The sequence below is a fragment of the Arcobacter sp. genome (genome assembly GCF_050300555.1).
GTDB lineage: Bacteria > Campylobacterota > Campylobacteria > Campylobacterales > Arcobacteraceae > Arcobacter.
Genome location: NZ_JBNKXY010000004.1, coordinates 62,285 through 77,097 on the forward strand (window position 1 = coordinate 62,285; position 14,813 = coordinate 77,097).

Below are 14,813 nucleotides of genomic sequence, written 5' to 3' on the forward strand. Positions count from 1 at the left end.
TTAGTCGTTTAATAATTTTTCTAAGTCTATTCCATTATTTGGGTTGTCTTTCCTAACAAATTGTGTACCAATCCCATCACTTGTAAATAATTCAAGAATAATTGAATGTTCAACTCTTCCATCAATTATATGAGCTTTATTTACACCGTTATAAATAGCATCAATACAAGAATCAACTTTTGGAATCATACCACCAGCGATAGTTCCATCATTTTTATAAGATGAAACATCTTCTTTATCCAATGAATTTAGTAGCTTTCCTTCTTTATCTAAAACACCAATTGTATCAGTTAAAAATAAAACTTTTTGTGCACTAAGTGCTTGTGCAATTTTACTTGCAGCAACATCAGCATTTATATTAAATCCTGGATGTCCTGGTTCTTTTGCATCTGCAATTGGTGCAATAACAGGGATAAATCCTTCATTTATAAGATTAATAATCATTTTTCCATTAATATCAGTTATAACACCTGTATAACCAAATTTTCCACCATCTTTTGGCTCTGCTTTAATTATTGATGAATCTTTACCTGAAATTCCTATAGCTTTTGCTCCATGGTGGTTAAGTAGTGAAGTGATATTTTTATTTATTTCTCCACTTAATACCATTTCTACAACTCTCATACTATCACCACAAGTAACCCTATGACCATCAACAAATTCAGAATGAATTTCAAGTTTTTTTAATAACTCAGAAATTCTAGCTCCTCCTCCATGAACAATTACTGGTTTGATTCCTACAAGTGAAAGAAGTGCAATATCTTGTGCAAATTTTTCTTGAAGCTCTGGAGAAGTTTGTGCACTTCCTCCATATTTAATAACAATTATTTTTCCATAAAACTTTTTGATGTATGGAATGGCATCAAGTAGGGTTTCTACTGTTGTATGTTTTTTTTGCATAATTTAAAAACCTTATTTAAAAGTTCGGCATTATACAACAAATTTACTTTTTGTAATATAATGCAATATTTGGCAGATTTTTAGTATCATTTTTTTATGAAAAAATATTTAGCATTAAAAGCAAGTGCAGGAAGTGGAAAAACTTTTGCACTAACTGTAAGATACATATCGTTGTTATTAAAAGGAGCCAATCCTACAGAAATTTTGGCTTTGACATTTACAAACAAAGCTGCAAATGAGATGAGTGAGAGAGTTTTTAAAACTTTAAAGAATCTTGGTAATGATGAAATTTACCTTGAACAAATCTCAAAAGTATCAGAACTTTCAGTAGAGCAAATACTAAATAAAAAAGAAAATCTCATAAATCTATATTTAAATTCAGAACTCTCCATTTATACAATTGATAAATTTGTAAATAAAATCTTAAGGGAGTTTAGTGGTTATATAGGAGTTGATGATGATTTTTCAATTAGACAAGACAATGTTGAAAATTTAAGTTATAAATTTTTACAAACACTTAGTTTAGAAAACTTTGATAAGTTGATAACTTTTTCATATTATGAGTCTAAAAAATTTAACTCTATCTTTGATATTTTTCAAAATTTAAATGAAAAAAACGAAGAGTTTGAAGTAGTAAATGTTGAAGAAAATTTAATCCCATTACAAAAAAACTTAGCCCTTGAAATTGCACTCAAATTAAAAAAACATATTTTATCATGTGAGGGTGCTTCAAATGCTTCTTTAAAAGCTGTAGATTTTGATAACTTTGAAGAGCTTTTAGATAGGGGTAAAACGTGGCTTACCAAAGATGTAGCTAGTGATTCTAGGGATTTTAAAAAATGGGCAAATGAAGAGTTTGAAAAAAATTTCCAAGAGCTAAAAATTGAAATTAGTAACTACTATAAACTTAGATCTGCATACTCTTTAAGTTCACTATATGAGTTATATAATTTATTTAAAGAGTTTAAAAAATCTTACAACAAAAATAAAAACTATTTTACATTTAATGATATATCAAATTATGTTTATGAACTGTTAAGTAGTAAGATTGATAAAGATTTTTTATATTTTAGGCTTGATAGTAAGTATAATCATATTTTAATAGATGAGTTTCAAGATACTTCGCTTTTACAGTATAAAATATTAGAACCACTTATTGAAGAGACACTTTCAGGAAGTAATGAGAAGTTTAAAAGCTTTTTTTATGTGGGAGATACAAAACAATCTATTTATAGATTTAGAGGTGGGAAAAGAGAACTTTTTGATTTTGTAAGTAAAAAACATAATCAAATAGAAACAGAGATTTTAAATACAAACTTTAGAAGTGCCAAAAATATAGTTGAGTTCGTAAATAGGGCATTTATTAATTTAAACAATTATGAGTACTATGAGCAGTTGAGTAATATTGAAAATGGATATGTTGAAGTAATAAGTGATGATAAGCTAAAAGAAGATGAAAAATATCAAACAATTGCAAGTATAATTGCAGGGCTTATAAGAAAAAATATTGACCCCAATTCAATCGCAATACTTACATATACAAATGATGATGTTTTAGAGTTATACTCATATTTAAGTAAGGTTTTTCCAACCCTTAAAATCTCTACAGAAATGACCTCAAAATTAATAAATCAAGAGAATGTAAAAGCTTGTATCAATGCCATAAAATATCTTTATTATAAAGAAAAAATTTATAAAGAAAATTTGAATGCAATTATTGGCAATGCACCAAATACAAATATAGAGTTTGAGTTTGATTTACAAGAGAATAGGGTGTTTGAACTTATATTAAAAGTAGCAAAACATTTTAATATCTTAGATGACAATGTCATTAGATTTATTGAAGAATCAAAAAGTTTTACAGATATAGTTGATTTTGTTTATGAAGTTGATTTAATGGAAACTCCAATTGAAAATAAAGAGCAAATGGGGTTACAAATTTTGACTATTTTTAAATCAAAGGGATTAGAGTTTGATACTGTAATTTTACTTGATAGAATCAAAAATAAAAATATAGATAGAAGCTCACTACTTTTTGAATATAGTGGAGTTTATTTAGATAATGTTTATTATAAAATATCCAATTTAGATAAATTTGATGAAAACTATGAAAGAGCATTAAACAAGGAAAAAGCTCTACAACAAGAGGATGAATTAAATATTTTATATGTGGCACTTACAAGGGCAAAAAATAACCTTTTTATTTTTAAGAAAGAGGAAAAATCAGTATTTGACTTAATTGGACTAACACCATGTAAGATAGGTGAATTGATTATAAATGAAGTTAAAAAACATAGCAATGAAAAAATAGTAAAAGTAGAATACAAACCATTATCTTTAGGAAGACAAACAAATAAATCTTCAAAAGATTATGGTGATGAATTTGAATTAAAATCAAGATATTTTGGAATCGCAACACACTACTGTCTTGAGATGATGAATAGTTTTACAATAGATCAATTGGAATACTCTTTAAATCTTACAAAAAGTAGATATTCAGTCTATTTGGAAGATAAAGATTTTGATGATATAAAACAAAGAATTATATTATTGATTCAAAATGCTGAATTTAATTCATTTTTAGAAAATGCAAACTTTTTAAGGGAACAATCTTTAATTTATAATGGTGAAATTAAAGTTATTGATTTACTTATAGAAAAAGAGAATAAATATTATATTTTTGATTATAAAACTACTACAAGTGAAAATCCAGAGCATGAAAAACAGGTCTCTTTTTATAAAAAGGCAATTAAAGAGATAAGTGACAGTAGTGAGGTTTACGCTTATTTGATTTATTTAACAAATAAAAAAGTTTATTTAAAAGCTATTTAAACAAAGTATCTAATAGAGGCAAATCCATAGTTTTTTGAAGCTTTTATTTGCTCTATTTGTAAGTCATTTATAATTCCACCTAATGCAATTATTTTTATAGTATATTTTTTATTTATCTCTTCTAATTTTGCAAGCCCTTTTGCTTCACCTTTATTTGGAGTGTCAAATATAGGTGAATAGGTAATAACATCTGCTTTAGATAAAATAGCTTTTTTTATATCTTCTTCATTGTGACAAGATATTATTGTAAATAAGTTTGCTTCTTTTGCAAATTTTATTTTGTCAAATTGTTTTGAAGTTAAATGAATACCACAATTTAGTTTTTGGGCTAATTTTATATTTTCATTTAAAAGTATTTGTTTAATATTAAATTTTTTACAAGTGTTAAAAAATAGTTCTGCTAGTTCTTCATAATTTGAAGATTCTTTATCCCTAAAACAAGCCATATCAACTCTTTTTGTTTTTAGAGTTTTTTCTAGTTTTTCTTTGAAAATTTTTTTATTATTTGTATAATATTTAGGATCAGTAATTAAATAGTAGTTAAAAGTATCTTCCATTTTTATCCATTTTATAGATATAAAAAAAGGGGAAAGAAAATTTTCTTTCCCCTTTTAGATTTTAAACATCTAGTTTTTAGTGATGGTCTTCCTCGTGCATCATAACAGAACCAGCAATATAAACGTATGTTAAAATACTAAAAATAAATGCTTGTAATACACCAAATGCAGTTAATAAAAAGAAACCTGGTAATGGTAATAACCAAGGAACTAACATTAAAAGTACCATTAAGAACATATCATCCCCTCTAATTGAACCAAAAAGTCTGAATGATAATGAAATAATTCTTGATACATGAGAAATAATTTCAATAGGGAACATTAATGGTGCAAGTACTGGCATAGGCCCCATGAAATGTTTAAAATAGTTAACAAAACCATTTAATTTAATCCCCACATAGTTATAGTAAATAAATACTATTAATGCTAAACTCAAAGTAAAGTTAATATTACTTGTTGGAGCTTCAAATCCTGGAATAACTCCAATCATATTGCTTACAAAGATAACTAAAGCTAATGTACCAATTAATGGTAAATATCTTCTTGCGTTTGTTTCACCCATAGTGTCAGCACCCATTGCAACAACACCACCGATAAATGCTTCTAAAACATTTTGTGCACCAGTTGGAACTAGTTGCATTTTAGTTGTAGCAGCTCTTGCTATTAAAAAAACAATCGCAATTGTTAAAATAAAATGCGACAAAATAATCCATTCTTGGCTATGACCACCAATAGCTCCGAAGAATGTAAATAATCTTCCTTCCATCGTTTTCCTTCTTTATGATTTCTTTACTTGTTATGGCGCTTATTATATACTCTCATTTCTAAATATTTTATAAATAGTATATAAAATGATCAGATTTGTTTAAATCTATATCCGTTATGTTTCAAATTTTCACGTATTAATTTTTGATGTTCTTCACCTTTTGTTTCAAGAGAAACAGTAAGATATGCTTCACCAAACTCCAAGTTTATAGAGCTTCTATCGTAATCTATTTGTACTATATTTGCATCACTTGATTGGAAAATTGATGTTAAATGCATCAATGAACCTGGTTTATCAATTAGTGTTACCATAAGATTCATTTTTCTAAATGATTTTACTAAACCTTTTTCAATAATTTGAGATAACATTGTTACATCAATATTTCCACCACTAATAATTGCACAAACTTTTGAGTTTTCAATATCGATTTTTTTGTGCATAAGTGCAGCAACAGAAACAGCACCAGCTCCTTCAACTACAAGCTTATGTTTTTCAAGTAAAAATAAAATTGCATTTGCTATTTCTTGTTCTTCAACTTCTACTATTTCATCAACAAATTCTAAAGCATAATCCAACATTTTAGGAGTTACAACTCTTACTGCAATTCCATCAGCAATAGTTTTTACATAAGCTGAGTCAATTGGTAATCTTGATTCATGTGACTCTTTCATTCCTCTTGCACCACTTGCAACAACACCTATTACTTTTATATTAGGATTTACAGATTTAGCAGCAACAGCAGCACCAGCTATTAAACCACCTCCGCCTATAGGAATAACCAATATATCTAAATCTTTTAGTTCTTCAATTATTTCTAATCCAATAGTCCCTTGACCAGCAATTACTTTATCATCTGCAAAAGGGTGAATAAAAGTCTTATTATTTTCTTCCGCATATTTTATTGCAGCACTATAAGCATCATCATAGTTTTGTCCACCTAAAACTACTTTTGCACCATATTGTTTTACACCACTAACTTTTGTAAGTGGTGTAGCTTCTGGCATAAAAATAGTTGCTTCACAACCAAAATAATTTCCTGCATATGCTATACCTTGTGCATGATTTCCCGCACTTGCTGCTACTATTCCAATATCTCTTGTTTCTTTATCCAATGAGGCAACTTTATTAAAAGCACCTCTTATTTTGAAACTTCCTGTTAATTGAAGATTCTCTTTTTTTAAGTAAATATTACTATTAAACTCTTTACTTAAAAATGGTGCATAAGTAAGAGGTGTTTGTAATATGATACCTTCTAACTTTGTTTTTGCTTCTTTTATATCTTTTAATGTTATCATTTCATACTTCTCTAAATAATTTAAACGTGATAATATCAAAATATTTATTAAAGGCTTAAAAGATTGAAATTTACATTCGTGACACTATTTCCCAATTTAATAGAACCTTATTTTTATGACTCAATATTAAAAAGAGCAATAGAGGCTAACTTTATATCATATGAGTTTTATAATCCAAGGGATTATACAATTGATAAACATAAAAAGACAGATAAACAAATGGTAGGTGGAGGAGCAGGAATGTTGATGACTCCTCAACCATTATTTGATTGTTTAGATGATATTAAAAGTAAAAATCCTGAGGCTTATTTTATTTTCCCATTAGCTGCTGCTAAACCTTTTAATCAAAAAGATGCAAAAAGATTAGCAAATAAAAAAAATATAGTTATAGTAAGTGGAAGATATGAAGGAATAGATGAAAGAGTTATAGAAAAATATGCAAATGAAGTTTTTAGTATAGGGGAATATATACTAACAGGTGGTGAATTACCTTCATTAGTTATGGCAGATGCAATTTCAAGAAATGTTGAAAATGTACTTGGAAATGCAGAATCTTTAGACGTTGAGAGCTATGAAAACAACCTTTTAGAAGCGCCATCTTTTACAAAACCTGAAAATTTTCAGAACTTAAGTGTAATTAAAGAATTCTTAAAGGGAAATCATAGTAAAATTGCCGACTTAAAAAATAATCTGTCTATTTGCAAAACAAAATATTTTAGACCAGGTTTAGTTACGAAGAAAAAAACAAAATAGAAATGTGATACCCCGCAACTTGCAAATGCGGGCACTTTCACTAAAGGGAAATACAATGAAAAATAGATACATTGCGAGCTTTGAAGCAGCGCAAATTGCAGAAAAAGAGATTCCTCAATTCAGAGCAGGTGATACTGTTAGACTTGGTATTGAGATTAAAGAGGGTGACAAAAAGAGAGTTCAAACTTTCGAAGGTATTGTTATTGCTAGAAGTGCTGAAGGTGTAAGCGCTACATTTACAGTAAGAAAACTTGGGGCTAACTCTGTTGGTGTTGAGAGAATCTTCCCATTATATTCAGATTCAATCAAATCTTTTGAAGTATTAAGAAGAGGAAGAGTTAGACGTGCTAAACTTCACTACTTAAGAGGATTAACTGGTAAAAAAGCTAGAATTAAAGAGCTTAAAAAGTAATCTTTTAAGAGTCGAAGTTTTTACTTCGACTTTTTATTCTTATGCTTGACTTTAAAGTCTTAATTCATACAGCCCTTCAACCAGAAGCACAATACTTAATCAACTTTTACAAACTTAAACAAGATATTTCTATTCAAAATTTCAAACTTTTTTTCAATGATAATATTATTTTAATAGTATCAGGTATGGGTAAAAAAAATACTATTGATTCTTTAACTTTTGTGTTTGAAAACTATCAAATATCAAAAGCAATCAATATAGGAATTGCTGGATGTTGTGATGAGTCTATCAAAATAGGAACTCTATTTTGTACAAATAGATTATTACCAAATATAAATTTTGCTCCAATTACCACTGTTGATACTCCCCTTGATAGTGATGAAAATTTAGAGACTTTATTAGTAGATATGGAGAGTTTATATTTTAAAGAAACATGTTTAAAATATATAAAAGATATATATATTTTTAAGGTGGTTTCTGATTATTTGGATATAACTATTCCTAAAAAATCATTTGTAATTGAACTTATACAAAATAGTTTTAAATCTTGGGAAAAATATATATGAGTATAGAAAAATTTAATGAACATATTTTAAAAACAAATTATGAAAATCTAAAAGAAGAAAATAAAAAGTTTATAAAAAAAATATATTTAAAATATCAGTTTTCATATCAAGAGTTAAAACAACTTATTGATTTTACAATTGATTTTACAATGTGGAATGAAAAAGAGCTTTTTGAAGTTTTTGAAGAAGAATATCCTTCAAGAAAAAATGCTTTTAATCATATTAGAAAAATTTGGGAAGATTTAAAGAAATCATCAAATTCATATAACTCTTTTGATGAAAAAGCTTATGAAAAACCTAGACGTTTTTCTTTTCAAGAGATAAAAAAAGATAGTGTAGGCTTAGGTTCTTGCCCAGTTGCTAGTGAAAGTACAAGATGTTGTAATTTACTTACTTTAGATGCTGTGCAGTCTTGTGGCTTTGATTGTTCCTATTGCTCCATTCAATCTTTTTATAATCAAGATAAAATAGGTTTTGATGTTAATTTTAAAGATAATCTTAAAAAGCTAAAATTGGATCCTAACTACACCTATCATATAGGAACAGGGCAGAGTTCTGATTCTTTAATGTGGGGAAATAAAGGGGGTCTTTTAGATGCACTTTTTGATTTTGCTAGGGAAAACCAAAATGTTATTTTAGAATTTAAAACAAAATCAAACAACATAAAATATTTTTTGGAAAATGATGTACCTGCAAATATAATTTGTACATGGTCATTAAATACTCCTACAATCATAAAAAATGAAGAGCATCTAACAGCTACCTTAGAACAAAGAGTTGATGCTGCAAAAGCTTTAGCAAATAAAGGTGTAATTGTAGGATTTCACTTTCATCCAATTGTTCATTATGAGAATTATTTAGATGAGTACAAAGAGGTATTTGATAATTTAATAAGTGAGTTTAATCCTGATGATGTGGCTTTAGTCTCTTTTGGAACACTTACTTTTATAAAACCAGTTATAAATAAAATAAAAAGCAGAGATTTTAAATCAAAAATTTTACAAATGCCCTTTGAAGAGATAAACAAAAAACAATCATATCCATATGAAATAAAAAAAGAGATGTTTAAATTTGCCTATGACTCTTTTAAACCTTGGCACAATAAGGTATACTTCTATTTATGTATGGAAGACCACAAACTTTGGAAAGATTGTTTTGGTTTTGAGTACTTTTCAAATAATCAAATGGAAGATATGATGAAAATGTCATATTTAAGTAAAATAGATAAAAGAAGATAGATGAATATATTAGAAATCAAGAATTTAACTTTTTCATATGACAAACAAATCATATTAGAAGATATAAATTTGTCTATAAAAGAGAATGATTTTTTAGCAATAATTGGTCCAAATGGTGGTGGTAAATCAACTCTACTTAAGACTATTTTAGGGATAAACAGAGTTAAAAAAGGAAAAATCAAACTTTTTGGCTCAAAGATTGAAAAAAATATTTCAAAAATAGGTTATGTTCCTCAAAACACAAATGTAAATGTTAATTTTCCTATAAAAGTTATTGAAGTAGTTATGATGGGACATGTGGGACATAAAAGACCACTTATTGGATATAAAAAAGAAGAGATAGCTTGTGCAATGGGTGCATTAGCACAAGTTGGAATGCAAGATTTTGCAGATGTAAAAATTGGAACTTTATCAGGTGGACAGCGACAAAGGGTGATGATAGCACGTGCTTTATGTGCACATCCTAAAATCCTACTTTTAGATGAACCAACTGCTAGTATTGATGTGGATGGTCAAAAGCAAATTTATGATTTATTAAAATTTTTAAATAAAACTATCACTATAGTTGTAGTTAGTCATGATATTTCTGTAATTTTAGGTTATGCTTCAAAGGTTGCACATATAAATAAAAAACTGACTTTTCATGATATTTCAGATAAACAAAATAGTATTCCAAATGCTGATAATCACTTTTGCGAAGTTGAAATGCTTCAGCTTTTGGGTACAAAAAAGAGTTGCGAATGTTAGAAGCTTTAAATTATACTTTTGTACAAAATGCAATTATTGCAGGGCTTTTAGTTAGTATTGCTTCGGGAATTATTGGTTCACTTATTGTTGTAAATAGAATGGTTTTTCTTGCAGGTGGAATAGCTCATACTTCTTATGGTGGAATTGGAATTGCCATTTATTTTGGATTGCCAATATTTTTTGGGGCTTCAGCTTTTGCAATAGGTGCTGCACTTTTGATGGCATATTTAACCCTTTATCAAAGGGATAGAATAGATACATTTATAGGTCTTATTTGGGCTTGTGGAATGGCTATTGGAATTATCTTGGTGGATTTAACACCTGGTTATAATGTTGATTTAATGAGTTATTTATTTGGTTCAATTTTAGCAGTAAGTGGTGATGATTTGATATATATGGGTATTTTATTGGCTGTTATAATATCAACTGTGACATTTTTTTATAGGGATATTTTAGCAGTTTCATATGATAGTGAATATGCCTCTTTAAGGGGAATAAATGTTAAACTTTTTTATACACTAATTTTAGTATTATCAGCACTTACTGTTGTAATTGCAATAAAAGTTGTGGGTTTGATTTTAGTAATTGCACTTTTAACAATTCCTATATATATTGCTGAAAAAGTATCAAATTCATTATATGGGATGATGATAATTTCTGGAATTTTATCTTCATTTTTCACGTTAATTGGTCTATATGTTTCATATACTTTTGATTTAACTTCTGGTGCTACAATTATAATTGTAAGCGCTTTGTCACTGTTTATGTTTATAATATATAAAAATTTAAAAGTTAGGTTCTAAATGTTACATGAAATAGTTAATTTTATAGTTCAAACAGTTGGTTCATTAGGATATGTTGGAATATTTATAATGATGTTTTTAGAAAGCTCTTTTTTCCCTTTCCCAAGTGAAGTTGTTATGGTTCCAGCTGGTTATTTAGCCTTTAAAGGTGAAATGAATATGACTATAGCAATTCTTTTTGGAGTGTTAGGAAGTTTAGCAGGTGCATTGTTTAACTACTATTTAGCAATAAAATTTGGTAGAAAATTTTTAATTAAATACGGAAAATATTTTTTTATAAATGAAGAGACTATAAATAAAATGGAAAATTTTTTTAAAGAGCATGGGCATATTTCAACTTTTTCAGGAAGGTTAATTCCTGCTGTTAGACAATATATCTCTTTTCCTGCAGGACTTGCAAAAATGAATATATTTTTGTTTTCATTATATACAAGTTTAGGTGCTGCCATTTGGGTTATAATCTTAGCTTTAGTTGGATATTTTATTGGTGATAATGAACTACTAATAAAAGAGTATTTAAGATATATTGTAATAGTTATTTTAATTACTTTGTCTTTAGTTGCATATCTTTATTATAAAAACTATAAAAGAAAAAGCTTAAAAGTATGAAAGCAATAGTTACTGGATATAGTTCAGGCATAGGTAAAGCAATTTCAGATATTCTAGAAAAACACGGCTTTCAAATAATAAAACTAAAAAGTAGGGTTGATGATTTTGATTCTTTAGAAAAAGAGGTAAAATCATTACTTAAAGTAGACGATATCGATGTTTTAGTAAATTGTGCTGGAGTTGGTATTTTTAAACCCCATGAAGAGATTTCATTATCAAAAATAAAAGAGTTGATTGATGTTAATTTAACAGCACCAATAATTTTATCCAATTTACTTCTTAGAAGTTTAAAAAAAACAAAGGGGCATATTATAAATATTGCTTCTGTGGAGGCTACAAGGCACTCTAAGTTTTCAGCGCTTTATACTGCAACAAAATCAGGACTTAGGGATTTTGGTTTGGCTTTATTTGAAGAACTTAGACGAAGTGATGTAAAAGTTACTACAATAAACCCAGATCTTACAAAAACAAATTTTTTTGATGAGTTTAATTTTGAGCCAGGAGATAGTAAAGATTCTCATCTTTTAGCTGAAGATATTGCAAAAAGTGTTTTAGATATAATAAATTTTAATGGTGTTATTACTGATATAACAATTAGGCCTCAAAAGTTAGAGATAAAAAAGAAGAGTTAATATGAATGATAAAAACATAGAACAAATTGAACAATTAGTTCAAATTCTTAATAATGAAATAATAGAATTTAAAACAGATAATAACAATAGTGTTCACCCTTATGATATCTCTGAACAACTTCTAAAACTTAGAGATTTAGATGAGGATGAGTACTCTAAAATACTTAAAAAAATCCCAAGTTTACTCCTTGCTGAAGTTTTATCTGAAATGCCAGATGTTGTGCAAGAAGAGATTAGTGACCATATTAGTACTAAAAAACTTGTTGCTGTTACTTCTAACATGGACACCGATGATGCTGCTGACTTTATTCAAAATATTTCTGAAGAAAATGAAGAACTTGCCCAAGAGATTTTAGAGAGTTTTGATGAAGAAGATAAAGAGTTACTTGAACAGCTTATATCATACGATGATAATGAAGCTGGTGCATATATGCAAACAGAGCTTTTTAGTGCAAAAAATGATGAAAAAATTGGTGATGCAATAAAAAGATTAAAAAAGCTAAAGGAAATAGGAGAGGTTGATAATATTTGGCACTGTCATATTACTAATAACAGAGGTGAGTATATTGGAAGTGTTGGACTTGAAGAGTTAATAATTTTTGAACACAATTTAAAATTTTCTGATATTCCAAGTGATAAATTAAGAAATTATAATATCTCACATAAAGCTGACATAAAAGATGTTGTTGATATGGTTACAAATTATAACTTATCAAGTCTTCCTGTTGTAGATAATAGAAATAGATTACTTGGAAGAATTACTTCAGATGACGTTTATGATATTATCCAAGATAGTGCAACTGAACAAATCTACCACATGGCAGGGGTTAATGACGAAGCTGAGCAAGAAGAAAGTATGTATCAAATTGGAAAGAGTAGGGCAATTTGGTTAGCTATAAATTTACTAACTGCAATTGCAGCTTCTATTGTAATTGGAATATTTGATGCAACTATTCAATCATTAGTTGCATTAGCTGTTCTTATGCCAATAGTAGCTTCTATGGGTGGAAATGCTGGAACACAAACATTAACTGTAACAGTTAGACAGTTAGCTCTTGGGGATATTGAAAACGAAGATGCTAAAAAAACCATATATAAAGAAGTTGTAATATCTTTGGTAAATGGTTTAATGTTTGCTGGAGTAATAGGTATAATTGCCTATTTTTGGTTTAAATTACCTCTATTGGGTCTTGTTATTGCCCTATCAATGGTAATAAATCTTTTAAGTGCAGGTTTTTTTGGGGCAGTTATTCCTTTGACATTACAAAAGCTAAAAATAGATCCAGCAATTGGAAGTACAGTTTTACTTACAACTGTTACTGATGTGGTTGGCTTTTTTAGCTTTTTAGGACTTGCAACTTTAATTCTTTTATGATTAAATGATTGGTCTTTTATATCTCATAAAATATAATGATGGGATAGCTAGACCAAAGCTAATAGCACCTAGAATTGAAATTGATTTTAAACCATTTTCGATAAAGGCTGCTATTAGCTCTGTACTTACTCCATGACTATTCATATCAACCAAACTAATCATTGCAGAAAAAGCATATGTTCCTGGAATCAAAGGAATAATAGATGCTACTGTATAAATTGGTCTTGGTACTAGATTTTTTCTTGACCAATATAAAGCAATTAATCCAATAATCATTGATGCTAAAAAGGTTGCAAGTTCAATTGTCAAATTTAAATCAATAAAAACTTCTCGTAATGTATAAACAATAGCTCCACCAAAAGCACAATATATTAGTGCAGATTTTGGTACATTAAAAAGCATGGCAAATCCAACTGCAGGAATAGCAGCAAAAATAGCATCTAAAAAAAGATTTTGCAAAATTAAACTCATATTACCAACCCTTTATATTTAAAATTGACATTGCAATAATAATACCAATTGTAGTAGCAAGGGTTAGCAAAGAAGCTTGCATCCATCGACCCCAAGCCATTGATAAATAACCCTTTGTAGCATCAAGCATTGAGTTTATAAAAGGAAATCCTGGTACTAAAAGTAAAACAGAAGCGGATAAAACTATATTTGATGTAGTACTAAGATTTAGAGAAGATGCTAAATTTGCAATAACAGTTGCAAAAAATGCTGTTATTCCAAAGGTTAATATTAAAATAAATTTTTTCTTTGCCAACTCTTGTCTTATCATCATGGCAATAGAAGCTGCAAAAAAGGTTATAAAAAACCCATTAAAGTCAACACCTCTTAAATATGCAAAAGATGCGCAAGAAAGTCCAACCATAAGTACAATAAGCCATCTATTATAGTAGTTTGGTTGAATATTTTTTAAAGTATCTGTTATAAAATCTGCATCTAAATCTGCTTTTTTTTCAGCATCAATAGTCATCTTTTGTACATCACAAACTATTGACATATTTATTGGCTTATGATGGGCACGTCTAGTGGTTGTAACAGATTGTAAATCTTTTAGTGTAGTTAAAACAATAGCAGAGGGAATTAAAGAGATTTCAACAGAATCTACACCCAATGCCTTACCTAATCTTTGGGCTGTTTGTTCGATTAAAATACTCTCCGCTCCAAATTCAAGCATAAGTACAGCTGACTTGATTATAGCTCTTGTGATTTTTGTTTGTTCTTCATAATTCATTGATTTTTTCATAGATATATTTTATCACTTTTAAAAAAAATTTGTTGAAGTTAGTTGTATAAAAAATAGCAGATAATTTAAATTAGGC

General features: G+C 28.2%; 16 protein-coding genes. 10 read left to right on the forward strand and 6 right to left on the reverse strand.

Features of this window, described 5'->3' with window-relative positions; genetic code table 11:
* Positions 1-900, reverse strand: a complete 900-nt coding sequence (argB, locus tag ACQY5W_RS04110) for an acetylglutamate kinase (RefSeq protein ID WP_428023677.1) — start codon at positions 898-900, stop codon at positions 1-3.
* Between the two features lie 96 nt (positions 901-996).
* Here argB and ACQY5W_RS04115 point away from each other — a divergent pair, with 96 nt between their 5' ends.
* On the forward strand, positions 997-3,732 hold the full coding sequence (locus ACQY5W_RS04115; RefSeq protein WP_428023678.1) for a RecB-like helicase: 2,736 nt from the start codon (positions 997-999) through the stop codon (positions 3,730-3,732).
* On the opposite strand, the gene ACQY5W_RS04120 is transcribed toward ACQY5W_RS04115, so the two are convergent.
* The 3 genes from ACQY5W_RS04120 to ilvA form a co-directional block, all read right to left on the reverse strand.
* Complete coding sequence (locus ACQY5W_RS04120; RefSeq protein WP_428023679.1) at positions 3,729-4,289, reverse strand: thiamine phosphate synthase; 561 nt, start codon at positions 4,287-4,289, stop codon at positions 3,729-3,731. The genes ACQY5W_RS04115 and ACQY5W_RS04120 overlap by 4 nt on opposite strands.
* 76 nt (positions 4,290-4,365) lie before the next feature.
* On the reverse strand, positions 4,366-5,055 hold the full coding sequence (locus tag ACQY5W_RS04125) for a F0F1 ATP synthase subunit A (RefSeq protein ID WP_428023680.1): 690 nt from the start codon (positions 5,053-5,055) through the stop codon (positions 4,366-4,368).
* 89 nt (positions 5,056-5,144) lie between these two features.
* Positions 5,145-6,350, reverse strand: coding sequence for a threonine ammonia-lyase (ilvA, locus tag ACQY5W_RS04130; protein WP_428023681.1), 1,206 nt, complete (start codon positions 6,348-6,350; stop codon positions 5,145-5,147).
* A 63-nt stretch (positions 6,351-6,413) separates the two neighbouring features.
* Between ilvA and trmD the strand changes: the two genes are divergently transcribed.
* From trmD to mgtE, 9 genes are read left to right on the forward strand one after another with little or no spacing between them, the layout of a single operon-like run.
* Positions 6,414-7,103 carry a tRNA (guanosine(37)-N1)-methyltransferase TrmD gene (trmD, locus tag ACQY5W_RS04135; RefSeq protein ID WP_428023682.1) on the forward strand — a complete coding sequence of 230 codons (690 nt, stop codon included), beginning with the start codon at positions 6,414-6,416 and terminating at the stop codon, positions 7,101-7,103.
* 55 nt (positions 7,104-7,158) lie between these two features.
* Complete coding sequence (rplS, locus tag ACQY5W_RS04140; RefSeq protein WP_428023683.1) at positions 7,159-7,515, forward strand: 50S ribosomal protein L19; 357 nt, start codon at positions 7,159-7,161, stop codon at positions 7,513-7,515.
* Between the two features lie 41 nt (positions 7,516-7,556).
* Positions 7,557-8,081 carry a nucleoside phosphorylase gene (locus ACQY5W_RS04145; protein ID WP_428023684.1) on the forward strand — a complete coding sequence of 175 codons (525 nt, stop codon included), beginning with the start codon at positions 7,557-7,559 and terminating at the stop codon, positions 8,079-8,081.
* Positions 8,078-9,319 (forward strand): SPL family radical SAM protein, encoded by a 1,242-nt coding sequence (locus tag ACQY5W_RS04150; protein ID WP_428023685.1) that lies wholly within the window; start codon positions 8,078-8,080, stop codon positions 9,317-9,319. Before ACQY5W_RS04145 ends, ACQY5W_RS04150 begins: the two co-directional genes overlap by 4 nt.
* The gene (locus ACQY5W_RS04155; RefSeq protein ID WP_428023686.1) at positions 9,320-10,066 is read left to right on the forward strand and encodes a metal ABC transporter ATP-binding protein; all 747 of its coding nucleotides are present in this window, start codon (positions 9,320-9,322) and stop codon (positions 10,064-10,066) included.
* Positions 10,060-10,869: a metal ABC transporter permease gene (locus ACQY5W_RS04160; protein WP_428023687.1), complete on the forward strand. Its 810-nt coding sequence runs from the start codon at positions 10,060-10,062 to the stop codon at positions 10,867-10,869. Before ACQY5W_RS04155 ends, ACQY5W_RS04160 begins: the two co-directional genes overlap by 7 nt.
* Positions 10,870-11,478, forward strand: a complete 609-nt coding sequence (locus ACQY5W_RS04165; protein ID WP_428023688.1) for a DedA family protein — start codon at positions 10,870-10,872, stop codon at positions 11,476-11,478. It abuts the gene before it with no gap.
* Complete coding sequence (locus ACQY5W_RS04170; RefSeq protein WP_428023689.1) at positions 11,475-12,110, forward strand: SDR family NAD(P)-dependent oxidoreductase; 636 nt, start codon at positions 11,475-11,477, stop codon at positions 12,108-12,110. Before ACQY5W_RS04165 ends, ACQY5W_RS04170 begins: the two co-directional genes overlap by 4 nt.
* Position 12,111: 1 nt before the next feature.
* A complete protein-coding gene (gene mgtE / locus ACQY5W_RS04175) occupies positions 12,112-13,485 on the forward strand; it encodes a magnesium transporter (protein WP_428023690.1) in 1,374 nt (457 codons plus the stop codon).
* On the opposite strand, the gene ACQY5W_RS04180 is transcribed toward mgtE, so the two are convergent.
* Positions 13,486-13,956, reverse strand: coding sequence for a threonine/serine exporter family protein (locus tag ACQY5W_RS04180; RefSeq protein ID WP_428023691.1), 471 nt, complete (start codon positions 13,954-13,956; stop codon positions 13,486-13,488).
* A gap of 1 nt (position 13,957) precedes the next feature.
* A complete protein-coding gene (locus ACQY5W_RS04185) occupies positions 13,958-14,737 on the reverse strand; it encodes a threonine/serine ThrE exporter family protein (RefSeq protein ID WP_428023692.1) in 780 nt (259 codons plus the stop codon).
* Between the last annotated feature and the right edge of the window lie 76 nt (positions 14,738-14,813).